Here is a 25,531-nt window from a genome sequence, read left to right on the forward strand (position 1 = left end):
TAAGATGCGCTATCCCTGCGCACGGCACCATTGGACAGGGTCGCTTGGGCGACCCTGCTGGCGGATGGCGAAATACAACGCGGCCCTTTCCTGACCGCCACTATTGCCGACAGTCGCAATCGGCTCGCCGGCTTTGACGACATCACCGGCATTCGTCAGTAGACGCTGATTGTGGCCATAAAGACTCAAATATCCGTTCCCGTGGTCGAGAATGACCAAGAGGCCGGCACCGCGCAACCAGTCGGCAAATACTACACGACCGCCGTGAACAGCCTTTACCGTGCTGCCTTCGCTAGCGCCGATCAATACGCCGTCCCACTTGGCACGCGGGTCATCTCCGCGCTGGGAACCGAAACGGGCTATCAGTCGACCATCCACAGGCCAGGGCAGTTTCCCTCGAGCGCTCGCAAACGGACCACCGTAGCTGCCTGAGCTCGATACCTGTGGACCCTCCGGTGCAGGCTTGGGTGCGGTTACGACCGACCCGCGGCGAGCTTGTTCCTGCTGCTTGCGCTGTGCCTCGGCCAATGCACGCTGGCGGGCCTGCTCGGCTTCGCGCGCCTGCCGGGCCAGTGTTTCTTCGATTGTCTTGAGGACCTGGTTCAGCTGGGCCTGCTCTTCCTGGCGCGCCTTGAGGCGCTTGTCGCGTGCGGCAAGGTCCGTATTCAGCTTAGCCAGCGCCTGCTCACGCTCCTTGTGGACCCTGGCGAGTTCGGCATGCTGGCTGTCGAGCATGTCTTTCTTTTCGGCCAGTTCGGTGCGCTGGGTTTGGATATCCCGCTCGACGGCAGCGAGCTGTCGGATCGTTTCGTTGAAGGTGTTGATCTGCTCGAAGCGCGCACGACTGAGGTAGTCGTAATAGGTAAGCGTGCGAGAGAATTGCTCGGGGTTCTGTTGGTTGAGCAACAACTTCAGGTATTCCTCGCGCCCGCCACTCTGATAAGCCGCGCGTGCCTGGATACCGATCAATCGCTGCTGCTCAATGCGCGACTGCTGGAGTTTTTTTTTCTCCGCGCCAAGCCGTTCGAGTTCGGCTTCGCTCTTGTTCAGCTCGCCCTTGAGGTCATCGACCTGCTTCTGCAGCGTGCCCATCTCGGTTTCGCTCTGCTTGAGCTGCTTCTGAACCGACGACTTTTCCTGCTGAATCTGATCCAGCAGCCTCTTCAGTTCAGCGATGTCCTTGCGCGCGGACTCCAACTGCTGCTGTGTCTCGGCACGCTGATCAGCGTGTGCGACGCCGAGGGCACAAGCGATAAGAAGAGCGGTAAGGATGCGCAACATGGAGGTGGACTGGATCTCGAGGCGGGCAGCGATAAGCTACAAGGTGCCGACGCCGAGCGAAAGCGTTTGTAACGCTTTTTGCACAGGGCGTCGGCCGTCTGGGTGGTTACTGCAGTTCGACGATGGACGTGCCCGACATTTCTTCCGGCACTGGTAGGCCCATCAGCGTCAGCATGGTGGGCGCCACATCCGCCAGGATGCCGCCTTCGCGTATGCGCAGATTGCGCTTGCCGACGTAGATGAACGGTACCGGTTCTGTGGTATGCGCGGTGTGTGCCTGTCCGGTGCTGTCGTCTTCCATCTGCTCCACGTTGCCGTGGTCCGCGGTGATCAAGGCTTCGCCACCGACCTTGTCCAGGGCTTCGACGATCCGGCCGATGCAGGTGTCAAGGCACTCGACGGCTGCCACCGCTGCGTCGAAGACGCCAGTGTGGCCAACCATGTCGCCGTTGGCATAGTTGACGATGATCACGTCGAAGCGCTGGTTCTCGATCGCGTCAACGATGCGGTCGGTGACTTCCGGCGCGCTCATCTCGGGCTGCATGTCATAGGTCGCCACCTTCGGCGATGGTATGAGGATGCGCTCTTCGCCTTCGAAAGGCTCCTCACGGCCGCCCGAGAAAAAGAAGGTGACGTGGGCGTATTTCTCGGTCTCGGCAATTCGCAATTGCGTCTTGCCATGCTTGGCGAGGTATTCACCCAGCACGTTGTGCAGTTCGCTCGGCGGGAATGCGCACGGTGCCGGGATGCTGGCTGAATACTGCGTGAGCATCACGAAGCCGGCGAGCTTGGGCTGGCGGGCACGGCTGAAACCGTCAAAGCCGTCTTCCACGAAGCAGCGCGAGAGTTCGCGTGCACGGTCAGCACGGAAGTTCATGAAGACCACGGCATCGCCGTCCTCGACCCGGACGGGCGAACCAATGGTGGTGGCCTTGACGAACTCATCGCTCTCGCCGCGTGCGTAGGCCGCTTCCAGGCCTTCCAGCGCGGAGGCAGCAACATGTTCTGCCTTGCCGTCGCAGATCAGCTCATACGCCTGCTGCACGCGATCCCAGCGGTTGTCCCGGTCCATCGAGAAGTAGCGGCCAATAATGCTGGCTATGCGGCCCTTGCCGAGCCGGGCGAAGACACCGTCCAGCAGTTCGAGGGAAGGCTGCGCACTTTTGGGCGGGGTATCCCGGCCGTCCAGGAACGCATGCAGGTAAATATGCTCCGCCCCACGGCGAGCCGCCAGCTCGACCATCGCCACGAGGTGATCCTGGTGGCTGTGGACGCCGCCATCGGACAGCAGGCCCATCACATGGACTGCCTTGCCAGCGGCGACTGCTTTGTCGACGGCACTTCCAATCACGGCGTTATCGAAGAAATCACCATCGCGAATCGATTTGGTGATCCGCGTAAAGTCCTGATACACCACTCGCCCTGCGCCGAGGTTCATGTGGCCGACTTCCGAGTTGCCCATCTGCCCGTCCGGCAGACCCACATCCATGCCACTGCCGGAAATCAGGCCGTGTGGCTGGGTTGCCATGAGTCGGTCCAGCACCGGCTTGCGTGCGGCATATACCGCGTTGTGCTCCGGCGTTTCACTGTGACCGACACCATCCAGAATCATCAGGACCAGTGGTTTGGGCGTGGCTGTCATAAGCTTCGGACTCTCGGCAGAAGATTAGGCCTGGCGGTATTTACCGACAGGCGAGGCATTCGTGCAGTTTAAAGACATACACGGCTAGCGTCACCGCCGTGGCTGGATGCGACGCGTTGCGCGGGCTGGAGGGGCCGGCGTGCGTGTGCTCGGCAGGCGGCGAGCCGGTGCAGGACAGCTAGTATGGACTGCGCCGGCCGGCGCTGGTTCAGCCTGACCCCTGCCGTGTGTATACTCCGGGTCCTGTTGCCCGTTCGTAGTCCAGCCTTCGGGGCTCCGGCCACGTTCGAGCCGCTCTGTTTCACGCGATACGCCGTCACTTGGCATTCACGCGGAGCCGCCTGGTTCCCGTGGCTCATGTGCCGTTTCGTGCCTGGCAGAGCTGGTGCGATCACGAACGAACCTGCAGATCACCCATGCATTTACCTCGCGGAAAAACCCGATGGTCTCCAAGCTTATTGAATTCGCCACGCATCACTATCTGCTCGTCGGTCTCTTCTTCATTCTCCTTATCGCGCTCCTGTTCAACGAGATGCGCCGCGCGGGCCGCAGCCTTACGAGCGGACAGCTGACAAGCCTGGTCAATGCCGATCAGGGTGTCGTCGTCGATATCCGTCCAACGAAGGACTTCGCCACTGGCCACGTGGCCGGTGCCCTGAACATTCCTCAGGACAAGCTGGTCAACCGAGTCGCCGAGCTGGAAAAGCACAAGGGCAAGACCATTATCGTGGTCGATGCCGCTGGCCAGCAGGCAGGTACGGCTTGTCGTGATCTCAAGCAGGCCGGCCACACCGTCGCCAGGCTTTCGGGCGGAATGTCCACCTGGCGCGCCGACAACTTGCCCGTGGTGAAGTGATATGCCCTCGATCGTCATCTATACCACCGCCTGGTGCCCCTATTGCATCCGGGCCAAGCGTCTTCTCGACAGCAAGAATGTGAAGTACGAGGAGATCGCCGTTGATTCGAAACCGGACCTGCGTGCCGAAATGACCCGCAAGGCCGGGCGTACCTCGGTTCCGCAGATCTGGATCGGCGAGCGGCACGTGGGTGGGTGCGATGACCTTTTCGCGCTGGACCGCGCCGGCCAACTTGACCCATTGCTGCGCAATTGACGCGGGTATCTGAAGCAGCTCAGTACGTCACAAGGATTCACCATGGCTGAACAAGCAAGCAACGAACCTCAGTTCTCCCTGCAGCGCATCTACGTGCGCGACCTGTCCTTCGAAGCACCGAAGAGCCCCGAGATCTTCCGCAAGGAGTGGGCGCCGAACGTCGCACTGGACCTGAACACCAAGCAAAAGGCCCTGGAAGGCGACTTCCACGAGGTCGTGCTGACGCTCTCCGTCACGGTGAAAACAGGCGAAGAGACCGCCTTTATCGCGGAAGTCCAGCAGGCGGGCATCTTCCTGATCAAGGGCCTGGATGCGGCTTCCATGAGCCACACGCTCGGCGCTTTCTGCCCGAACATCCTGTTCCCGTATGCACGTGAAGCGCTGGATAGCCTCGTTACGCGCGGCTCCTTCCCTGCGCTGATGCTGTCGCCGGTCAACTTCGATGCCCTGTATGCGCAGGAACTGCAGCGCATGCAGGCAGCGGAAGGCCAGACTCCGACGGCCTGATAGCCGCGTGGTCACATGAAAAAGCGCCCCTCGGGGCGCTTTTTCGTTTTTGCCTGCGATTAGCCGTTCGCCGCCTGGGGTGGCATCGGTTCGACCGGGGTGGTGTTGTCGCTACCGACGGCAATCGTCTTGCGCAGCGTGATGGGTATCGACTTCGCTGCCGGGACCTTGGCTTTCTCTGCGTGGTGCCACAGCGGGACCAGCGGGTTGCATTCAGGGTAGTAGCCCGCGCAGCAGCCTTCCGGGATGTCATAGGGCGTCACGCGAAGCGGCCCGACCTCACGATGCACGCCATCGTCGACGGCCGTGCACACCTGGACCTTGTCGCCTTCGTCGAGTCCCATGCGCGCCATGTCGTTCCGATTGATGAGTATGACTGCGCGCGTGCCACTGATACCGCGGAAGCGGTCGTCGTAGCCGTAGACCGTCGTGTTGAACTGGTCGTTGCTGCGAATCGTCATGAGGTTGAGCACGTCGCGTCGCTCGGCTGGCTGTTCGACGTCTTCGTCCACCGCCAGTGTCGTCGGTGTGATGAAGTTCGCTTTACCGTTTTCCGTAGTCCACCGCCGCTCCGAAGCACCGAGTGGCCGGTGAAAGCCGCCCGGTTCGAGCATGCGCACGTTGAAATCGTGGAACGTCTCGGGATAGGACTCGGCGATAGCGTCGCGGATGCGGCCGTAATTGGCGACCCAGCTGTCCCAGTCCGGAGACGTGGCATTTGCCAACGTAGCCTTGGCCAGAGCGCCGATGATCCACGGTTCAGAGCGCAGGTGCGGACCAGCTGGTTTGGCGACGCCGCGCCAGGCACGGATGCAGCCTGTGCTGTCCTCGGTCGAGTGCTGTTGCTCTATGCCGTCCTGAACATCGGTTTCGATCCGGCCGAGGCAGGGCAGGATATAGGACGTACGGCCATGCACGAGGCACGTCCTGTTCAGTTTGGTAAGCACCTGGACCGTAAGGTCAAGATCTTTCCACGCCGACTCGATCCGGTGGGTATCCGGTACGGCTCGGACGAAGTTGCCCCCCAACGACAGGAACGCTTTAACTTTGCCGGCGACGATGGCCTCGCATGCCTCGACCGTGTTCATGCCGTCTTCAGCCGGTGGCTCGAAGGCAAATTGCCGGCGAAGGTTGTCAGCCGGGACCTGCGCGGCTTTCTCGGTGATGCCGACGGTGCGCTGGCCCTGTACGTTCGAGTGGCCGCGGACCGGGCAGATACCCGCCCCCAGTCGCCCCATGTTGCCACGCATCAGCAGCAGATTGGTCAGCATCTGTACGTTCTGGACGCCGTGGCGATGTTGGGTAAGCCCCATTCCGTATACGCCGATGACATTCCTGCAACGTGCGTAGACTTTCGCGGCAGCTTCCAAGGCGCTGCGTGTCAGTCCGCTGCGTTGCTCGAGTGCGGACCATGTATAGCCGCGGATGCAGGTCTCGAACGCCTCGAAGCCCGCTGTGTGTTCGTTGATGAAGTCGACATCCAATACGCGAGGCATTCCTGCGGCAATGGCTGCATCGTCCATGTCGAACAGTGCCTTGCACATGCCTGCGATCGCGGCCGTATCACCCCCGATGGCCACTTGGTGGTATTGCGTGCTGATGATGGTTTCCTGGCCGGTCATCATCTCGCTTGGCGACTGCGGGTTCGTGAATCGCTCGAGGCCGCGCTCGCGGAGCGGATTGAACGTGATGATCGGTGCGCCGCGTTTACGGGCTTCTTCCAGCTCGTGAAGCATGCGTGGACTGTTGCTACCTGTGTTCTGACCGAAAAACAGGAGCCCGTCCGTTTTGTCGAAGTCGGCCAGTGTCACAGTGCCGACGGGGATGCCGATGCTCTCCGGAAGCGCAACCGAGGTGCTTTCATGGCACATGTTCGAGCTGTCGGGCAGGTTGTTCGTGCCGTACATTCGCGCGAACAGCCCCCACATGTAGGAAGCCTCGAGCGAAGCGCGACCGGACGCGTAGAAGACGGTTTGATTCGGGTCCGGTACAGCCGCCAGCCGGCTGCCGATATCGCGGATCGCGTCATCCCAGTCGACGACCACATAGCGGTCCGTTGCTGCGTCCCAGCGCAGGGGATGAGTCAGGCGGCCCTGTTGCTCAAGGTCGAAATCGCTCCAGTTGAGGAGCTCGGTCACCGTGTGGCGCGAAAAGAACTCCGGCTCGCAGCGGCGGGACGTCACTTCCCAGGCGGTGGCCTTGGCTCCGTTCTCGCAAAACTCGAATGGCCGTGTTGGATTGGGCTTGGCCCAGGCGCAGCTGACGCACGCGAACCCTCTAATGGGACGATTCTGTTTGAGCAGCGCATTGGCGCCTTCGATAGGCGCGCGCTCGCGCAGCAGAATATTCGTGACCGAGTAGGCTGAACCCCAGCCACCCGAGGGGCCTCGGTACGGTTTGAAGCGAATCGTATTCATGAGAATTCCGTCGTCGTCTGCGTACTGTGCTTTGAGATACGACGAGGATCGGGAAACGATGGTTCAGCGGAGCCGCCCGGCGTTAGCGGAGCGAATCAGGACCCGCCGGCAAAGTCATGCTGGCGCCAGGCCTCGTAGACCACGACCGCTACGGTATTGGACAGGTTCAGGCTGCGGCAGTCCGGGCGCATCGGCAGACGTATCCGCTGTTCGGGAGGCAGGCTTTCGCGTACCTCTGCAGGCAGGCCACGGCTCTCTGGGCCGAACAGGAAGGCATCGCCTGGCTGGAAGGCGATCGTATGGTGGGGGCGTGAGCCTTTGGTGGTGAACGCGAACAGGCGCGGCGCTGTGCCGCCATTTGCGTCGGCCAGCGCGGTCAGGCAACTCTCGAGATCAGCGTGGCGCTGCAGGGTCGCATATTCGTGATAGTCCAGACCGGCACGGCGCAGTCGCTTGTCGTCGATATCGAAACCAAGCGGTTCAATCAGGTGTAGCGTGCAGCCGGCGTTGGCACACAGGCGAATGATATTGCCCGTGTTCGGCGGGATTTCAGGTTGAAACAGGATGACGTTGAACATGAGAGGGTCCGGGTTCGACGAGGCGCGATTCTACCTGACAGCGAACGGTTCGGTGCGCACCCGCGTGGTACATTCGCGAGCTCCAGACAGGACGGAATGGCATGGTCCCAGAGAATGACGAATTCACCGACGCGCGCGCTGCGAAGAGTGCTCGACTGCGGCGCGGCAGCGTCTGGCTGGTCTCGCTTATTACCATCGGCCTGCTTATTGGGCTGATGATTGGCCGCATTGTTCATCCTCCTGCGCGCTTCTTCGAACCGCAGAGCGACCTGGCTCAATTGCGGCAGGTTTCTCCGTCAACGGAAGATGATCACCTTCGACTGACGTTGACCTTCGATCGCCAGCCGGCCTCCTTCGAGATGACGCAGCAGGCCGGTGCCGTCCTGGTGCGCCTCGGCGGGGTCCAGGTGGATGCGCCAATGCAAGGGCAAGTGGAAGGACCTGAACGCTTCTCCTGGCAGCTACGGCAGGCTAAGGAGGATGCGCACCTGTTGTTCGTGCCGCTCAGCGGCGGCCTGGACGTCATTCATACGGCGCAAACGGCCGCCTCTGGCTGGCAGCTATCACTGGATGTAAAGCCTGCTCGCTAGAACGCAAAAAGGGGCTGCATCTGCAGCCCCTTTCCCGTCGGCATAAAAGAGGGGATTCCCCGGCCTGCCTGTACCAAGGTCCCCGAAACTGGCGTACCTGATACATAGCATTGGGTGTGCCAACTTGGTGAGGTTGGTACTGTAGAGAACGTTTTTCTGGTACTAAGTAATTGATATATTTAGAAAAAATAAGGGAAGGGCGGTTGCGCTTTTCACTCGACCGCGCTCCCTGCCGGCTTTTAGCCCCTTACCCGGACCGGGCGATGCACTGTATTGAGCCTGAAGCGTGCGGTGATGCCCATTCCGAGAGCACCTCACTGTTCCAACGAGGTTGCAGGCATGCGACCTGTACAACCGTCTTGGCGCAACCATACCGATCACTTGCTTGCCATCGGGCCCGTGGGGTCACTCAACGGGCTCGTATGGCAAGCCAACGTAGTTTTCCGCGATGGTGCGAAGGCCGGCCTCCGAGCTGACGAAATAGTCCAGCTCCGACTCGTGAATGCGCGTGGTGAATGGATCCTGATCAGGGAAGCGGTGGAGCATGGTGGTCATCCACCAGGAGAACCGTTCGGCTTTCCAGATGCGGCGCAGGCAGATCGCCGAGTAGCGCTCAATGAGAGCGGTCTGGCCTTCCCGGTAGACCTTCAGCAGGATGCGGTAAAGCGTGTTCACATCGCTTGCGGCCAGATTGAGGCCTTTCGCACCTGTGGGCGGCACGATGTGCGCAGCGTCGCCGACCAGAAACAGCCGTCCATACTGCATGGGTTCGACAACGAAGCTGCGTAGCGGGGCAATGCTCTTCTCGATGGAGGGACCGGTAACCAGCGCAGCAGCGGCGGCGGCCGGCAGCCGCGCCTTGAGTTCGTCCCAGAAACGATCGTCTGACCAGTTCTCGACCTTTTCGTCGGCCGGCACCTGCACGTAATACCGGGTGCGCGTCGGAGAACGCATGCTGCAGAGGGCAAAGCCTCGCTCGTGACGTGCGTAGATAAGCTCGTCCTGCACCGGCGGGGTATCGGCCAGAATGCCCAGCCAGCCGAATGGGTAGGTGCGTTCGAAGATTTTCAGGCGATCTTCCGGGATGGACCGCCGGCTAACGCCATGGAAGCCGTCACAGCCGGCCACGTAGTCGCACTCGATAGTCACGGGCTCGCCGCCGTAAGTGAAGGTGATGCGTGGCTGTTCGGATTCCAGATCATGCAGCTCGACATCCGGCACATCGTAGAAGGTAGGCGCACCGCAACGGCGCCGGGCGTCCATGAGGTCACGCGTGACTTCGGTCTGGCCATAGATCATGACCGTCTTGCCTCCTGTGAGGACTTCGAGATCGACGCGAACGGCGCGCCCATCGAGTGCCAGCTCGACGCCCGAATGAACCATGCCTTCGCTGTCCATCCGCTCGCTTACCCGAGCTTCGCGTAGCAGGTCGGCCGTGCCCTGCTCGAGTACGCCCGCCCGGATGCGGCTGAGCACGTACTCTGGCGTCTGGCGCTCGATGACGATGTTGTCGATACCCGCGTTATGCAGCAATTGCCCCAGCAGGAGCCCGGATGGGCCTGCACCGATAATGGCGACGCACGTTTTCATACGAGCCTCTCTTTTTTGTGCGGAGGCCTCGGTGGCCCCGAATTGTGTGAGGTGGCTGTATTTTTTATTGGTGGCGTCGGGCGGATAAGGCACATTAGGAGGAACAAACTGGACTTTTGATAACTGTGTGCGGCTATCGGACAGCGAGGTAGGCCAAGTGGACCGGCAAGGCGGTGTACCGATCTTCAAGCTGTACGGCGAAGCACTCGAATGGCCCACGCCGGACCTGCTTCACTGTGAATCCATCCCCGCGCGCAGCCGGCTGCATGACTGGGAAATCCGGCCGCACCAGCATGGTGATCTGACACAGTGGCTGTACGTGCGGCAGGGATGCGCCGAGATCGAGCTGGACGGCGTGCAGCAGCGCATCGATGATGTCGCGATCCAGATCGTGCCGCCGCTGTGGGTCCATGGTTTCCGGTTCTCGACCGATATCGACGGCTACGTCATCACGCTGGCCGCTCCGCTGATTGCGCAGCTTCGGAGCCATCTCGGTGAACACGGCGCCGTGCTCGATCGTGCGGTGCTGCATCGGCTCGTCGGGCGCGAGCCGTACCTGGACACACTGTTCGACACCCTCGCAACGGAGTATGAAGGCCACGCACCGGGACGCGAACTGCTGCTGCAGTCGAATGTCGCTGCGATTGCCGTATGGCTGGCGCGCCATGCAGGAGCCCGCTCGTCACCCGTGGCCGCCACTCGAGGTGCCGGCTATCTGCCGGCCTTCACCCGACTCGTGGAAGCGCACTACCGCCAACACTTGAGCCTGGACGACTACGCGCACCGGCTTGGCATCACGGCAACGCACCTCAATGCGCTCGCGCGCCGTCAAACGGGACAGACGGCACTGGCGATCATTCACGACCGGCTGGTGCTCGAAGCCAAGCGCCAGCTCATCTATTCCTCCCTCACGATCAACCAGATTGCCGATGCGCTCGGCTTTAGCGAACCGGCCTATTTCTCGCGCTTCTTCAAGCGCCTGACGGGACAAAGGCCCAGCGACTTCCGCCGCAGTTGATTGTCGAACGGCGCTGAACATGATGGGTCGTACCCAAGTGTCATCGCTCTGCCGCCTGCCGCTACCAGTGCGCTACGGGTGGGGAGGGCGGAGGATCACGGGACGGGAAGATGATCGACTACATCGTGCATGGCATCGAAACATTACCGGCGTGGGTGCTCAGCCTGTGCCTGCTCGGCTTCACGCTTGGCATCAGCAGCGTCCAGACGTTCGTGCATCTGCGCCTCATGCGGCTGCAGAATGGCCGCTTCTACGCGCTGGTCGCGCTCAGTAAAGCGGTCCACGCACCGTTGACCGGCATCCTTTGGGTTTACGGCCTGGCCTGGGCGTTCTACCTGATGCTGCCCGTTTCCATCGAATGGCGCGTGACAGTCATCCCGCTCGCCCATGTTGCCGCGTTACTGCTGAGCGTATGGATGCTGATCCGGCTGGCTCGCCGTGCCGTGCAAGTGATGGATCGCTGGTCCGACCGCCGCACCTCGCTGTTCGAGCGTTTCCTCATGCCGTTCTTTCTGCGCTGCCTGGCCGCGTTGGCACCGGTGTTCTTACTGTTCTCGCTGTTTCCGCTCTTCGTCACGTCGCAGGAGATGGCTGATGCGTTGCGCAGCCTGAGCAGCCTGCTGCTGATTGGAAGCGTAGCGGCGGTGCTGATCTACGGGGTGAACAGTATTGAGCGCCTGCTGAGCGAGCGGTACCAGTTCAGCGACGAAGACTTCACAGCGCGCAAGGTGCATACCCAGATCACCGTGCTGCGCAAGCTGATCAATTTCCTGATCGTCATCCTCGCGGTGGCGTCGATGCTGATGGTGTTCGACAAGGTTCGCCAGCTCGGTGCGAGCATTCTGGCGTCGGCCGGAATCATTGGCGTGATTCTGGGGTTTGCGGCCCAAAAGGTGCTGGGCAATCTTATCGCCGGCATTCAGATCGCGCTGACGCAACCGATCCAGCTCAATGATGCGGTGATTGTGGAAGGGGAGTGGGGATGGGTCGAAGAGCTGACCCTGACGTTCATCGTCATTCGGCTCTGGGATCTGCGGCGACTGGTCCTACCCATTACCTACTTCGTCGAGAACCCTTTCGAGAACTGGACGAAGCGCGACAAGGATCTGCTCGGTACGGTGATCCTCTATGCCGACTTCCATTTGCCAATGGAGCCGCTTCGCGAAGAGGCCCAGCGCCTGGCCGAGGCATCCCCGCTATGGAACGGGCGTGTATGTGTCGTGCAGATGCTCGAGATGAATGAATACAACATGCAGATCAGGGTGCTGGTGAGCGCAACCGGTGGGCCCAACGCGTTCGATCTGCGTTGCCACATGCGAGAGGGGTTGATTCGTTTCATCACGGAGCACTACCCCGAATGCCTGCCGCGGACTCGTATCGACTTACCGCTTCGAAACGGCGGGAACGAGGCCGCGGATCCCCTGTTGCCGGCGTCCTGAGAGGCGCATCGCAGGGCGCCGGCGCTATCGGCCGGTCAGGGGTAGGATTTGGCCATCTGTTGTACCTGCAGCATCAGGCTTTGCAGGCCGCCACCCGAGAGGTACCAGAGCGGTGGGTCGAGGTAGAAGATGTCGTTGGATTTCGCGGCCGGGGTCTTGAGCAGGGCCGAGCCGTTGAGCGAAGCGATGTTCAGCGGCTTCTCGCCAATGGCTGCGCTACGGTCGATGATGAAGATGATGTCGGGCTTGGCGGCGGCAATTTCTTCCAGCGAAATGGGTTGCGGGCGCTGGCGTGGTGCCCCCGGTGCAGCGGGCGGTGGTGCGGGCAGCGCCCGGCGAGCGCCCAGTACCGAATAAATGATGGGCTGCTCGGTCGGCGAGAAGCGGCCGTCGTTGTAGGTCAGCACGAGTGTGCGCTTGTTCGATTTGCGGACATGCTCACGGGTACGCTGAATTTCGGCGTCCAGCTCGGCGAGCGCGGCGGTGGCCTGCTCTTCACGCCCGAACAGCTTGCCCAGTGTCGTTACGTTCTGCCGTACGCCAGCGAGATAGTCGCCGCCTGCAACACTCATGTCGAGCGTTGGCGCGATCGCCGACAGTTTGGTGCCTTCTTCACCCTGACGCCCGGTGATGAGAATAAGGTCCGGGTTCAATGCACGTACGGCGCTTTCATCAGGGACCTTGAGCGAGCCGACTGGGGCCAGCGTCAGGCCATTGGGTTGCAGGTAGGAGGGCGGGTTGCTTGCAGCGCCGACCACACGTTCACCCACGCCCAGTGCAGCGAGCGTGTCAACGCTACCGAAGTCGAAGCTCACCACCTTCTGTGGGTCCCGCTTGACCTCGACGGTGCCGCTTGGCTGGGTAACGCTAAGCGTGTCTTGCGGGCCCGAGGTCGTGGTGCAGCCGGCGATCGCAACGGCGAGCAGGGTGAGCAGTGCTGTTTTTCTCACAGATTGAGACTCCATCTAGGTCGGCGGCCGGTGAATTGGCCTTGGAAACGAGAAACCATATCATTACCCCGCCGCTCAAGGGCGGCCCAGACGGAAAAAAAGCATCCTTTACGATGTTTGCCTGACCTGGCACATCACCACCGGAACCCCGTGAGCAGCGCGGCGGTCTTTCATGGGCTGTCTTCTCGCCACTATCGGAGTGTTCCCATGGACCTGATCCGTATCATCTTCGCCATCATCCTGCCTCCGCTCGGCGTGTTTCTGCAGGTTGGCCTTGGCTTGCATTTCTGGCTGAACATCCTTCTGACGCTCTGCGGTTACATCCCAGGAATCATTCACGCGGTTTGGATCATCGCCCGCCGCTAACCCGATACCGCGCAAGCCGGCGTATCGTTACCACCGGGCGCGAACTTTCGAACACGTGTTCGATTTCACGCCCTTTGGTATATGCTCGCCGGCTTCTTTATACCCGCATGAAGTTCAGGGAAAACCATGCCCGACAAATCTGTAATGGAAGAAGGCCGCTTCCAGCGGATACTCGCTCGTAACATCGCGATCCCTGTAGCTGTCGGGATCATCAGTGCCGCGTTCTTCGTCTGCATCATCTATTACCTGCTTTCCGTCGCGCGCGATGTCGAGCACTCCGATCGCGTGATCAGCCAGGGCAATCTGGTGTTCAAGCTGCTCATTGACATGGAAACCGGGATGCGCGGGTATCTGGTTGGCGACGACCCGGTTTTTCTCGAGCCCTACAACCGTGCCAAGGGCAGGCTTGACGAAGAGTTCGCCGAGTTGCTCGAGCTGACCGCGGACAATCCGCAAGCGACGGCTACCCTTAGCCAGGCGCGGGACATGCATGCGCAGTGGATGACCTACGCCCAGAACGCCATCGACAAGCGTGCCAAGGGTGACGTTTCCTTCGTTCAGGACGTTCGTACGCAAACTGCCAAGCGTCTGCTGGACGGCGTTCGCAGCCAGTTCAACCAGGTACTGGACGCCGAAGAGCAGCTGCGAACCGAGCGCACCCATTATTCGGAACGGGTCACGACGATTGCCGTAGGCATCTTCATCCTGTTCACGCTCGCCGTGAGTTTCCTCATTGCCTACCGGGGGCGGCGTGAGTTGCTGGGTCTTTCCGCCGTCTTTACTGAAGCCCTGGAGACCGAAGCTGCCCACGCGCAGGAGTTGCAGCGCCAGAGTTGGTACCAGTCCGCCCAGGCCTCGCTTGCCGAGCATCTTATTGGCCAGCTGACGGTCGAGGAGGTGGGCAACAACACGCTCAATTTCCTGGCCCAACAGCTCAACATGTCCGTCGGTGCCCTGTACTCGGCCGAAGACGGTCGCCTGCGGCGGGTGGCGGCCTATGCCTTTGACGAAGAGCAGATGCGTCGTCGCGAGCATGTCGAGTTCGGTCAGGGGCTGATTGGCCAGGCCGCGGCAGAACGCCGTCCGCTTGCTTTGGAAAACCTGCCGACCAACTATTTGCAGGTCAGCTCGGCTGTTGGCGAGAGCGACGTGCATGCCGTACTGATCGTACCGATCATCGACAGCGGTGAGCTTATGGGAGTCGTCGAGCTCGGCTTCCTGCGGCCGCTTGAGCAGCAGGACCGCGAACTCATGCGCCTGCTTGCAGCGAGCATTGGCCCTGCCATCAGTGGCGCCAACTACCGCAACCGCCTGCAATCGGCACTGGCCGAGACGCAGGCGCTCAACGAGGAATTGCAGGTCCAGCAGGAGGAGCTGCGCAGTGCCAATGAGGAACTGGAAGAGCAGTCGGCTGCCCTGAAAGAGTCTCAGGCGAACCTTGAAGCGCAGCAGGCGGAGCTGGAACAGACCAACGAGCAGCTGTCCGAGCAGGCGCTCGCGCTGGCCGCCCAGCGTGATCAGCTCGACGATCGCAATACCGAACTCAGCGAGGCTCAGCGCCAGCTCGAAGCGCGCGCAGAAGAATTGCAACGCGCGAGTCGCTACAAGTCGGAGTTCCTGGCGAACATGTCGCATGAGCTGCGCACGCCGCTGAACAGCTCGTTGATCCTGGCAAAACTGCTTGCCGACAACGATGACGGCAACCTCACCGAAGAGCAGGTCAAGTTCGCCAGCTCCATCTATTCGGCCGGCAACGATCTACTCACCCTCATCAACGATATTCTGGACCTGTCCAAGGTCGAAGCCGGAAAGCTGGATCTTGTGCTGGAGGACGCGGGGATTCAGCGCCTGGGCGACAACCTGCGCAGCCTTTTCTCACCGTTGGCCGGTCAGAAGGGCCTGGATCTGGTCGTCGATTTCGCCGAAGGGTTGCCTGCGAGCATCCACACCGATATCCAGCGGCTCGAACAGATCCTCAAGAATCTGCTTTCGAACGCCATCAAGTTCACGGATTCAGGTGAGGTGAGGCTGCACGTACGGCCCGCCTCGGAAGGTCGCGTGGCCTTCGTGGTGCGAGATAGCGGGATCGGAATTCCGCAGGAGCAGCAGGAAGTCATCTTCGAAGCATTCCGTCAGGCCGATGGCACGACCAATCGCCGTTATGGCGGGACCGGTCTTGGCCTCTCCATCTCACGTGAGTTCGCGCACCGCCTCGGTGCCGAAATTACCGTCTCGAGCGAAGTCGGCAAGGGCAGCGAATTTGTGCTGACGGTCCCACAGCGGTTCGTCGAGGGCGAGGCGGGCATGTTGGCACCGACTGCACCGGTGGCGCCGGTCAGCCGTCCCGAGCCTGTCCAGAACGCACTGCCACCGGCCCCGGCACGCACGACGCCACGGGCGCCCGCACCCGCGGCGAAGTCGGCGACGCCTCCACCAGCGCCCACCTTCGAGGACGACCGCAATCGCATGGCAGCGGAAGGCCGCAGCGTGCTGGTCATCGAGGATGAGCCGCAGTTTGCCAAGATCCTTTTCGATCTTGCCCATGAGCTGAGTTACAACTGCCTCGTGGCGCATGCCGCGGACGAGGGGTTCAGCCTCGCTGAGGAATACCAGCCGGACGCCATTCTGCTCGACATGCGCCTGCCTGATCATTCGGGGCTGACGGTACTCGAGCGGCTGAAGGAAAATCCACGTACTCGCCACATTCCCGTGCATATCTGTTCGGTTGAAGACCGCCGCGATGCCGCGTTGCACATGGGTGCCGTGGGTTATGCGATGAAGCCGGTGAGCCGCGACGATCTCAAGCAGGTGTTCGCGAGGCTGGAAGCCAAGCTCGAGCAGAAGGTGAAGCGCGTACTGGTCGTCGAGGACGACGATCTTCAGCGTGAAAGCATCGGCAAGCTGATCGAGGACGCTGACATCGAAATCGTGGCTGTCGGTCAGGGCGGCCTGGCGCTGGAGCAGCTCAAGGATACGGTGTTCGATTGCATGATCATCGACCTCAAGCTGCCGGACATGGATGGCAGCGAGCTGCTGGCGCGCATGACCGAAGAGGACATCTGCTCCTTCCCGCCGGTGATCGTGTATACCGGGCGCAACCTCAGTCGGGATGAGGAGGCCGAGCTGCTCAAGTATTCACGCTCGATCATCATCAAGGGCGCGCGCTCGCCCGAACGGCTGCTCGATGAAGTCACGCTGTTCCTGCACAAGGTCGAGGCCGACATGCCGCTGGAGCGTCAGCGCATGCTCAAGACGGTACGTAATCGCGACCGTGCCTTCGAGGGCCGACGGATCCTCCTGGTCGATGACGACGTACGCAATATCTTCGCGCTGACGAGTGCCCTGGAGCACAAGGGCGCACAGGTCGAGATCGCGCGTAACGGCATCGAGGCACTGGACAAGCTGGACAAGGAGCCGGCCATCGACCTGGTGCTGATGGACATCATGATGCCGGAGATGGATGGCTACGAAGCCACGGAGCGTATCCGCAAGGATCCCCGTTTCAAGCGCCTGCCGATCATCGCAGTTACCGCCAAGGCAATGAAGGATGACCAGGACCGTTGCCTTCGCGCCGGGGCCAATGACTACCTTGCCAAGCCGATCGACCTGGACAGGCTGTTCTCGCTGATTCGCGTCTGGTTGCCGAAGCTGGAAGTCTTCTAAAACGAGCCTTGGCGTTCGTTTGGAAGGAGGATCGGGCACGTCTGGCTTGCGCGCGTGTCCGATGCCTTCAGAAAAGCATCGGTAACGGATGGGTCGAAGTGAAGGACCCCAAGGGTATTTCAAAAATGTCGGAGCGCGTGCTCGATATCGAGCTGAGGCTGCTGATCGAGGCAATATACGTGCGCTACAGCTACGACTTCCGCGACTATGCGGTAGCGTCGATGAAGCGACGTATCGTTCAGGCGGTAAGGGCACTGGAGTGCGAAAGCGTGTCGGAGCTGCAGGGCAAGGTTCTGCACGACTCGCAGGCCTTCATGTCGCTGCTGCAGTACCTCACCATTCCGGTGAGCGAGATGTTCCGCGATCCGGAGTACTACCTCGCCCTGCGCCAGCAGGTCGTTCCGCTGTTGCGGACCTATCCTTCGCTGAACATCTGGATCGCCGGGTGCAGCACGGGCGAAGAGGTGTATTCCATGGCCATCCTGCTTGATGAGGAAGGATTGCTCGAGCGCGCCCATATCTACGCCACCGACATCAACCCGCGATCGCTCGAGAAGGCTCGCGCCGGCGTCTACAGCGTGGATAACGTGCGGCTCTACACGGAGAACTACCAGAAGTCAGGTGGCCGCCGCAGCTTCTCCGAGTACTACACTGCGGCCTATGACGCGGTCCTGATCGACAAGCGTTTGCGCGAGCGTGTCACGTTCGCGGACCACAGCCTGGCGACCGACAGTGTTTTTGCGGAGACGCAATTCATCTCCTGTCGGAACGTGCTGATCTACTTCAATCGTGGGCTGCAGGACCGCGCGATAGGGCTGTTCCGGGAGTCGTTGGGCCACCGGGGATTCCTGGGGCTCGGCAGCAAGGAAAGCCTCGATTTCGGCGCCCACGCTGCCGCGTTCGAACCCGTTGCGCGGCGCGAACGGATCTTTCGCAAACGATGAGTACCACGATGGCACACGGACGCGCAGGACAGGCCCCTCGCCGAGTCGAGGCGATCGTCATCGGCGTATCTGCCGGTGGCCTGGAGGCGTTGAGCAAGTTGCTGGCAGGCTTTCCGTCGGATTATGGATTGCCCATCATCGTTGTGCAGCATGTGCCGGAGGGTACGCCAAGTCAGTTGGCCGAGATCTTCCAACGGCGCCTTGCCCTCAAGGTGTACGAAGCCAATGACAAGATGGAAATCGAATCCGGTAGCCTCTATTTCGCACCACCGGGCTATCATCTGTTGATTGAGCCGGATCGCTACTTTTCGTTGAGTGTCGATCCTCGCCTGCATTATTCGCGTCCCTCCATCGATATGCTGTTCGAAAGTGCAGCTGATGCCTGGGGCGCTTCTCTGGCGGGTGTACTGCTGACCGGCGCGAATGCCGACGGTGCCGCCGGGCTGCACGTGATCGCCCAGGCAGGCGGCCTGACCTTCGTCCAGGACCCGGATGAGGCACAGGTCGACGTCATGCCGCGCGCAGCACTGGCGCTGTTCACCCCCAATCATGTCCTGCCATTGGCTGGGCTCCGTGAAATGCTGTTGCAGCTGGATTGCTGACCCATGTATCCATCTATAGAGCCGGCCAAGCTACTGATCGTCGACGATCTGCCCGAGAATCTTCTCGCACTCGAGGCATTGATCCGCAGCGACGTTACCCAGGTGTTCAAGGCCGCTTCTGGTGAGGAGGCGCTCGAACTCCTGCTTCGCCACGAGTTTGCGCTCGCTATCCTCGACGTCCAGATGCCCGGCATGGACGGGTTCCAACTGGCGGAAATGATGCGCGGCGCCGAGCGCACGCGGCACATTCCGATCGTGTTCGTCTCGGCCGCTGGGCGTGAACAGAACTACGCGTTCAAAGGGTACGAGACCGGCGCGGTCGACTTCCTGCACAAACCGCTCGACGCCCACACGGTGCGCAGCAAGGTGAACGTTTTCGTCGAACTCTGGCGCCAGCGCAAGCAGTTGCGTACGCAGCTGAGCGAGCTCGAACGCAGCCGTCAGGAGCAGGAACAACTGCTGTTGGATCTGCGTCACACGCAGGGCGAATTGCAGCGGGCGATCCGCATGCGGGATGACTTCATGTCGGTTGTGTCGCATGAGCTCAAAACGCCGCTCAATACGCTTATCCTGGAAGTCCAGCTTCGCCGGCTCTATCTGGAAAAGGGCAATCTCGCGGCGTTCAGCCCGGAGCGCCTTCAAGGAATGGTCGACAAGGACGAGCGCCAGATACGTCGCCTGATGCGCCTGATCGACGACATGCTCGATATCAGTCGTATCCGCACTGGAAAACTGTCGATCCGCACCGCAGCGCTCAATCTCGCCGAGCTCACCGAAAAGGTGCTCGACGGCTTCGCTGCGCAATTCGATCAGGCGGACAACCAGATCATCCGCGAGATCCAGTCACCCGTGGTGGGCATGTGGGATGAATTTCGTATCGAACAGGTGCTCGCCAATCTCCTGACCAACGCCCTGCGTTACGGCCGCGGCCAGCCCGTCACGGTGCGGGTGGCCAGTGACGAGCGCTCGGCCTGGCTGGAAGTCGAAGATCGCGGCATTGGCATTTCCGAAGAAGATCAGCGCCGCATCTTCAGCCAGTTCGAACGCGCCGAGGGCGCCGAACAGATCGCCGGCCTGGGCCTCGGGCTGTTCATCGCTGACCAGATCGTCAAAGCCCACGGCGGGCGAATTTCCGTGCGCAGCGAGCCGGGCAAGGGCTCGACGTTCCGTATCGAGCTGCCGTTCCAGCAGTCGCTGGGTTGAGCGCGGCATCTATCGAACGGTGGCAAAAGCGCGAGCGCTGCAGGCCTGCGCCATAACAGCGCACGATGCCGTGCATACGACAACGTTTCTCGTTGGTCCGGGTTAAGCGCACACCGCAAACGGCGCGTTTTCGCGGGTATCATGTGTTCCATGCGGACCAAACAGTGCACACGCGCTAAGGTGACGTTTGCATTACAGGCAAGTAAATCTTCTGAAATGAATAATTGTGGTAAACCCCAGCGCACTTCACATTCGCTTCGTCGGACGCGTGCCTCGCGCCCGGCTTTTGCCTTCTGAGGAATGTGGAGACGGTCCATGAACAACAGTGCCATTGCAGCACCGGACGGCGACGTCGCCGCGCCTCGAGCCATGCCTCGCAGCAAACTTTATAAACTGGTCATCGCTTCTTCCATCGGCAACGCCCTGGAGTGGTTCGATCTCATCGTCTATGGCTTCTTCGCCATGACCATTTCCAAGCTGTTCTTCCCGACGGACAACGAGACCGTCTCGCTGCTACTGGCCCTGGGGACGTTCGCCGTTTCCTACCTGATACGCCCGCTCGGCGCGTTGGTGCTGGGCTCGTATGCCGACCGGGTTGGTCGCAAGGCTGCGATGTTGATCTCGATCTGGCTCATGATGTTCGGAACGTTCCTCATCGCCATCATGCCCACCTACGAGACCATCGGGCTGCTGGCGCCGCTGGGGATCTTTGCGGCCCGGTTGCTGCAGGGCTTCTCGGCGGGGGGCGAGTTTGGAAGTGCAGTCGCACTGCTTACCGAGCACGCACCGGAGCGCAAGGGGCTGATCTCCAGCTTCATGTTCGCAAGCCAGGGTGTCAGCGGTTTGCTGGGATCCGGGTTCGGTCTGTTGCTGACCACGACCCTGACCACAGACCAGCTGGAAAGCTGGGGCTGGCGGATCCCGTTTTTATTCGGCCTGCTGATCGGGCCCGTCGGGCTCTACATCCGCCGTCATATCGAGGAAGCGGGCGAGTTCAAGGCGGCTGAACAGGTTCACGCCCCTGCGGGAGAACTGTTCGCCCGGCACAAGTTCAGGATGCTGCTGGCGGTAGGCGCGCTGGTGCTGTCGACCTCGGTGAGCTACACCATCATCTACATGCCCACCTACGCGGTGAAGCAACTGGGGCTCACGGCATCCGTTGGGTTCGCCGGTACATTGCTCAGCGGCCTGATCCTGACCGTGCTGACGCCCTTCATTGGGCACCTGTCGGACCGTTACGGGCGTACACGTATCATGGTGGGGGCCGCGCTGGTATTCGTCCTGAGCATCTACCCATCCTTCATGTGGCTTGCCGGTAACGCGACGTTGGCGACACTACTGGCGGTTCTGTTCTGGCTGAGCTTCCTGAAGTCCCTCTATTTCGGTGGCCTTCCCGCATTGATGTCGGAGCTTTTTCCCACACAGGTTCGAGCAACGGGAATGGCGCTGAGCTACAACATCGGTACGACCGTGTTCGGCAGCTTCACACCGTTCTTCATCGCCTGGTTGATCGGCGCCACCGGCAACGTCATGGCGCCCAGCTTCTACCTCCTGCTCACCGGCATGCTGAGCCTAATTACCCTGCTGACCATTCAGAGCCGCTTGCGGATGCGCTGAACGTCGGACCCTGCGGGCCCGTCTGCGCTCGCATCCCTGAATCGTGGTCGTCTGCGCTGTAGCGCGGGCGACCCTTGCCTTGCGGTCTAGAGCCGCTACCCAGGGCGTCTGGATAAGGAATCATCATGCGGCAACCTTCGATGAAGCGTGACGTACTGGGACTGTTCGCCTCGGCGGCACTCGGTGCAAGCACGGCAAGCCATGCAGACCTAAAGGATGACAGCCACCTGTCCCTCGGGCTGCGAAACTTCTATGTGGATCGCGATTTCAAGCAGAGCGACGCGCCGAAGTCGCGCAACAGCAGCTGGTCGCAGGGCTTCAATCTGCACTTCCAGTCGGGCTATACCGACACGCCGGTGCAGGTGGGTTTCGACCTGCGTGGCCAGTACGCTATTCGGTTGGACGGCGGCGGCGGGCGCGCCGCAGATGGCATCCTGCCGCTGGAAACGGACGGTACGCCCGTTCACGACTATGGCCGCGCCAACGGTACGCTCAAGCTGCGCTATTCCAGGACGGAACTGCGCGTGGGTGAGCAGACACCGAACCTACCGGTCGCCTCTTATGACCCCTCGCGGCAGCTGGTAACGACCTATCAGGGAGCATTGCTGGAGTCGAAGGAGGTCGAGCACCTAACGCTCACGGCCGGGCGCTTCTGGCGAATCGCCGGACGAGACTCATCCAACTACGAACGCATCTACCTGTGGGGTGATAACCGCCGTACACAGGCCAGTGACGGGCTCAACTTCGCAGGCGCCAGTTACGCATTCACGCCGGACCTGACCGGCACCTACTTCTACGGCGAACTGGAAGACATCTACCGACAGCACTACACGGGCCTGGCTTATCGGACGCGCCTGGCGAACGAGTACAGCCTGCGGGCCGATGCACGTTACTTCGATAACAAGGAGGCAGGGCGTGCGTTGTCGGGCCGCGTCGACAACCGCACCTATGGCGCGATGGTGAGCGTAGGCAAGGGCTCCCATCAGTTTGGTGTGGGTTACCAGCGGATGCAGGGGCAGGACGTCTTCCCAACCTTCAACAACTATGCGCCGGCACCCTACCTGATCAACTGGTCAGCGCTGGGCTTCGTCAAACCGGGCGAGCGCTCCTGGCAGGTGCGCTACGACTATGACATGGCCGGCTTCGGCGTGCCGGGTCTGCGGCTCATGGCGCGCTACATGAAAGGGACGGGCATCAACCTCGGCAACCAGAGCTCGGAAACGGAGCGCACGCTGATGGCGACCTACGTAGCGCCCAGCGGCCCGTGGAAAGGCTTCGGCGTCCAATACATGAACATCCATGTCGACACGCGCAACGCCACGAAGTACGACGAGAACCGGCTGGCCCTGACCTACCTCGTGGATATCTTCTAGGCTCCGTACGAAAAGTGCCTGCGCTCGGTGATGCTTCGTTAAAAACGGGTTCGGAATGCTCATTTACAGCACGTAAACTCCGCTACCTCGCCCGTTTTTGCCTCGCCTGACCTTCGCTCGACGACTTTTCGTACAGAACCTGGCGCTGCCTGGCCAAGCCGCCCTATTAGCTGCGGCTGGCCGTGGTCAGTTGCTCTTCCAAGAAGCTAAGGAAGTAGCGGATCAATACCGGCATCTTGCGCCCGGCCATGACTTGTACTTGCAGGCTTCGCTGACTCATCTGTGGGTCGGCCAGCGGGACGAAGACCAAGTCGTCGCGCTCCGGCCGACCGTGCACCGTTACCGCCCCGCATAGCGCGATGACGTCGCGCGATTGCGCGACCATGGTGTAGATCGTACCGAGCGACGCGCTGGTCAGCGCGGGCACGATCGTGACGCCGCGCAGGTTGCAGGCGATATCGAACAGATAGCGCATGGTCGAGCCGGCAGGCGAAAGCGCCAGCGGATGGTCGGCCAGGTCCGCTACCGTCAGCTCTGCACGGGTCGCGAGCGGATGATCGCCGTGCATCAGCGCTCCGATGGGAGCGCCGATACTCATCGCGATCTCGACGCCCTGAATAGGGGTTAGGCTGAACGTCAACGCAATGTCCACGACGCCATCTTTTACGAGCGCTGACGCGTGGGCAGCATCCACTACCTGCACGTCGAACTTCGCCCCTGGATGAAACCCGCGGAACGCCGCCATCACGCGCGGCAGGAAGTGCCACGCCATGCCTTCAGGGCAGGCCAGCTTGATGGTGTGCTGCTGGAGCGTATTGAGGCCCCGCATCTCAGCCAGCACATTCTTCACTTCCAGCATATTGCGGGTGGCATACGCGAGCAGGATCTCCCCGGGTTCGGTCAGTTGCATGCCGCGCGGCCTGCGCTCGAACAGCTGCAAGCCAAGCCCGTCCTCGAGATTGCTGATCTGCCGGCTCACCGCCGAAACGGCAACGTGAAGCTGTTCCGCCGCCGCGGACAGGGATCCGGTCCGTGCGACCGCGGTGAAGAAGCGCAGCTGTAATTCCTGCATGGCGAGTTATCCGCATGGCGTCTGGAATGAGGTTTGCTCAGGTGAGAACGTTAGCTTGCCGAGCTAACAATTGTGGCAAGGGTTCGCCGGGGCTTACTCTAAACGGCAAGCTCATCAACCGGCCACCCGTTCCGCTATTGGAGTCGTCATGTCTGTCCAGCCAAGCACACGCGAATACGCCCAGGCGCTTGCCGTCGCCTCGTTCGAATCCGGTGAATTCCACAAGGCACTGGCACGCCGCGTTGCCTTGCGCACGGAGAGCCAGAACCCCGCGTGTGCGCCATTTCTGCAACGCTATCTCGACGATGAGATAGGGCCGCTGCTGACCCGCCTGGGATTTTCCTGCCGCGTGATTCCGAACCCTGTCGACGGCAAGCCACCACTGCTTATCGGTCAGCGGATCGAGGATCCGCAGCTGCCTACGCTGCTGACCTATGGGCATGGTGATGTCACCGCCGGGCAGGAAGAGCTCTGGGCGGAGGGGGAGGGCCCGTGGCGTCTGGCTGCTGCCAATGGACGGTTATTCGGCCGCGGCACTGCGGATAACAAGGGCCAGCACAGCATCAACCTCGCGGCCCTTGAGGCTGTACTCGAGGCGCGAGGGGGGCGGCTCGGTTACAACCTGAAGATTCTTTTTGAAATGAGCGAGGAAGTGGGCTCTCCCGGCCTGGAGCAAGCGTGCCGTGAGCACGCGGAGGAATTGGCGGCCGACCTCTTTCTGGCTTCTGATGGGCCACGGGTACGCCACGACCTTCCGACGCTGTTCCTTGGGTCGCGCGGGGTCTGCCAGTTTCGGCTGGTGCTGGAAACAGGCAACGGCGCACGTCACTCGGGCAACTGGGGCGGGCTGATCGCCAACCCTGCGACGGTTCTATGCCATGCACTGGGCACACTGATGACTGCGAAGGGGCGACTGACCGCCGAGTTTCTTCGCCCCCCGGCCATGCCGGCTTACGTCGCCGATCTCGTAAAAACCTTACCCGTTGGCGGCGAGGCGTTCGACCCTCGACTCGACGCGGACTGGGGCGAAGCTGAGCTGTCACCAGGTGAAAAGGTCTTCGGCTCCAATACGCTCGAAATCATCGGATTATCGGCCGGCAGCACAGAGCGGCCAGTCGGTGCGATTCCTGGCCGCGCCGAGGCGATTTGTCAGCTGCGCTTCGTCGAAGGTACCGACTGGCGAGCCGTCCCGCAGAAGCTCCGCGCGCATCTGGACGCCCATGGGTTCGAGAGCGTGGCAGTCGTCCAGGACGGCGGCTATGCGGCGACCCGGCTAGACCCCCGCCATCCGTGGGTCACGTTTGCCCAGGCTTCGGTGGCTCAGTCGCTGGGCGAAACCGTGAGCATCCTGCCCAACCTTGGGGGTACCATCCCCAATCACTGCTTTGCCGATGTCCTGGGTCTCCCCACCGTCTGGCTGCCGCATTCGTATCCGTCCTGCAAGCAGCACGCGCCCGATGAGCATTTGCTCGAAAGCGTCGTCGTGCAGGGCCTGAAAGCCGCGGCCGGTCTGTTTTGGGACCTGGGTGAACCGACAGCACCTTTTAACTCACCGGCCGGAGTCTGA

General features: G+C 61.3%; 21 protein-coding genes. 14 read left to right on the plus strand and 7 right to left on the minus strand.

Annotated features, from left to right (window positions below; translation table 11 throughout):
* Nucleotides 1–9 precede the first annotated feature (9 nt).
* Together ACY8D3_RS00545 and gpmI are read right to left on the minus strand one after the other, a co-directional pair.
* Entirely contained in the window at nt 10–1,281 is a 1,272-nt protein-coding gene (locus tag ACY8D3_RS00545) for a murein hydrolase activator EnvC family protein (RefSeq protein WP_462380998.1), read from the minus strand.
* Nucleotides 1,282–1,387: 106 nt separating this feature from the next.
* Nucleotides 1,388–2,923, minus strand: coding sequence for a 2,3-bisphosphoglycerate-independent phosphoglycerate mutase (gene gpmI / locus ACY8D3_RS00550; RefSeq protein WP_462380999.1), 1,536 nt, complete (start codon nt 2,921–2,923; stop codon nt 1,388–1,390).
* Between the two features lie 442 nt (nt 2,924–3,365).
* Between gpmI and ACY8D3_RS00555 the strand changes: the two genes are divergently transcribed.
* Genes ACY8D3_RS00555 through secB form a run of 3 tightly spaced genes read left to right on the plus strand, consistent with a single transcriptional unit; the run spans nt 3,366 to nt 4,542 of the window.
* Nucleotides 3,366–3,779, plus strand: a complete 414-nt coding sequence (locus tag ACY8D3_RS00555) for a rhodanese-like domain-containing protein (RefSeq protein ID WP_462381001.1) — start codon at nt 3,366–3,368, stop codon at nt 3,777–3,779.
* 1 nt (nt 3,780) lies between these two features.
* Nucleotides 3,781–4,035 (plus strand): glutaredoxin 3, encoded by a 255-nt coding sequence (grxC, locus tag ACY8D3_RS00560; protein ID WP_462381003.1) that lies wholly within the window; start codon nt 3,781–3,783, stop codon nt 4,033–4,035.
* A gap of 42 nt (nt 4,036–4,077) precedes the next feature.
* Nucleotides 4,078–4,542, plus strand: coding sequence for a protein-export chaperone SecB (gene secB / locus ACY8D3_RS00565; RefSeq protein ID WP_462381005.1), 465 nt, complete (start codon nt 4,078–4,080; stop codon nt 4,540–4,542).
* A 59-nt stretch (nt 4,543–4,601) separates the two neighbouring features.
* Here secB and ACY8D3_RS00570 read toward each other — a convergent pair whose 3' ends face one another.
* Both ACY8D3_RS00570 and trmL read right to left on the minus strand, forming a co-directional pair.
* Nucleotides 4,602–6,959 carry an FdhF/YdeP family oxidoreductase gene (locus ACY8D3_RS00570; protein ID WP_462381007.1) on the minus strand — a complete coding sequence of 786 codons (2,358 nt, stop codon included), beginning with the start codon at nt 6,957–6,959 and terminating at the stop codon, nt 4,602–4,604.
* Between the two features lie 95 nt (nt 6,960–7,054).
* Nucleotides 7,055–7,537, minus strand: coding sequence for a tRNA (uridine(34)/cytosine(34)/5-carboxymethylaminomethyluridine(34)-2'-O)-methyltransferase TrmL (trmL, locus tag ACY8D3_RS00575; protein ID WP_462381009.1), 483 nt, complete (start codon nt 7,535–7,537; stop codon nt 7,055–7,057).
* 101 nt (nt 7,538–7,638) lie between these two features.
* Here trmL and ACY8D3_RS00580 point away from each other — a divergent pair, with 101 nt between their 5' ends.
* Nucleotides 7,639–8,127: a hypothetical protein gene (locus ACY8D3_RS00580; RefSeq protein ID WP_462381011.1), complete on the plus strand. Its 489-nt coding sequence runs from the start codon at nt 7,639–7,641 to the stop codon at nt 8,125–8,127.
* Between the two features lie 405 nt (nt 8,128–8,532).
* On the opposite strand, the gene pobA is transcribed toward ACY8D3_RS00580, so the two are convergent.
* Nucleotides 8,533–9,717, minus strand: a complete 1,185-nt coding sequence (gene pobA / locus ACY8D3_RS00585) for a 4-hydroxybenzoate 3-monooxygenase (RefSeq protein ID WP_462381013.1) — start codon at nt 9,715–9,717, stop codon at nt 8,533–8,535.
* 127 nt (nt 9,718–9,844) lie between these two features.
* Between pobA and ACY8D3_RS00590 the strand changes: the two genes are divergently transcribed.
* Nucleotides 9,845–10,735, plus strand: a complete 891-nt coding sequence (locus ACY8D3_RS00590) for a helix-turn-helix domain-containing protein (RefSeq protein WP_462381014.1) — start codon at nt 9,845–9,847, stop codon at nt 10,733–10,735.
* A 110-nt stretch (nt 10,736–10,845) separates the two neighbouring features.
* Complete coding sequence (locus ACY8D3_RS00595) at nt 10,846–12,174, plus strand: mechanosensitive ion channel family protein (protein ID WP_462381015.1); 1,329 nt, start codon at nt 10,846–10,848, stop codon at nt 12,172–12,174.
* Nucleotides 12,175–12,209: 35 nt separating this feature from the next.
* On the opposite strand, the gene ACY8D3_RS00600 is transcribed toward ACY8D3_RS00595, so the two are convergent.
* The gene (locus ACY8D3_RS00600) at nt 12,210–13,124 is read right to left on the minus strand and encodes a siderophore ABC transporter substrate-binding protein (RefSeq protein ID WP_462381016.1); all 915 of its coding nucleotides are present in this window, start codon (nt 13,122–13,124) and stop codon (nt 12,210–12,212) included.
* 207 nt (nt 13,125–13,331) lie between these two features.
* Here ACY8D3_RS00600 and ACY8D3_RS00605 point away from each other — a divergent pair, with 207 nt between their 5' ends.
* The 7 genes from ACY8D3_RS00605 to ACY8D3_RS00635 all read left to right on the plus strand — a co-directional run bounded on the left by ACY8D3_RS00605 (nt 13,332) and on the right by ACY8D3_RS00635 (nt 22,892).
* Nucleotides 13,332–13,490: a YqaE/Pmp3 family membrane protein gene (locus ACY8D3_RS00605; protein WP_462381018.1), complete on the plus strand. Its 159-nt coding sequence runs from the start codon at nt 13,332–13,334 to the stop codon at nt 13,488–13,490.
* Nucleotides 13,491–13,616: 126 nt separating this feature from the next.
* Nucleotides 13,617–17,153: a response regulator gene (locus ACY8D3_RS00610; RefSeq protein ID WP_462381020.1), complete on the plus strand. Its 3,537-nt coding sequence runs from the start codon at nt 13,617–13,619 to the stop codon at nt 17,151–17,153.
* Between the two features lie 125 nt (nt 17,154–17,278).
* Nucleotides 17,279–18,097, plus strand: a complete 819-nt coding sequence (locus ACY8D3_RS00615; RefSeq protein WP_462384497.1) for a CheR family methyltransferase — start codon at nt 17,279–17,281, stop codon at nt 18,095–18,097.
* Nucleotides 18,098–18,105: 8 nt separating this feature from the next.
* A complete protein-coding gene (locus ACY8D3_RS00620) occupies nt 18,106–18,699 on the plus strand; it encodes a chemotaxis protein CheB (RefSeq protein ID WP_462381022.1) in 594 nt (197 codons plus the stop codon).
* A gap of 3 nt (nt 18,700–18,702) precedes the next feature.
* Nucleotides 18,703–19,902: a hybrid sensor histidine kinase/response regulator gene (locus ACY8D3_RS00625; protein WP_462381023.1), complete on the plus strand. Its 1,200-nt coding sequence runs from the start codon at nt 18,703–18,705 to the stop codon at nt 19,900–19,902.
* Between the two features lie 315 nt (nt 19,903–20,217).
* Entirely contained in the window at nt 20,218–21,519 is a 1,302-nt protein-coding gene (locus ACY8D3_RS00630) for an MFS transporter (RefSeq protein WP_462381025.1), read from the plus strand.
* A gap of 125 nt (nt 21,520–21,644) precedes the next feature.
* Nucleotides 21,645–22,892: an OprD family outer membrane porin gene (locus ACY8D3_RS00635; protein WP_462381027.1), complete on the plus strand. Its 1,248-nt coding sequence runs from the start codon at nt 21,645–21,647 to the stop codon at nt 22,890–22,892.
* A gap of 166 nt (nt 22,893–23,058) precedes the next feature.
* Here the strand turns inward: ACY8D3_RS00635 and ACY8D3_RS00640 are convergent, their stop codons facing one another.
* Nucleotides 23,059–23,964, minus strand: a complete 906-nt coding sequence (locus ACY8D3_RS00640) for a LysR family transcriptional regulator (protein ID WP_462381028.1) — start codon at nt 23,962–23,964, stop codon at nt 23,059–23,061.
* Between the two features lie 148 nt (nt 23,965–24,112).
* On the opposite strand from ACY8D3_RS00640, the gene ACY8D3_RS00645 reads away from it, so the two are divergent.
* On the plus strand, nt 24,113–25,531 hold the full coding sequence (locus ACY8D3_RS00645) for a M20 family metallopeptidase (RefSeq protein ID WP_462381030.1): 1,419 nt from the start codon (nt 24,113–24,115) through the stop codon (nt 25,529–25,531).

The organism is Pseudomonas sp. Marseille-QA0892, assembly GCF_054950135.1.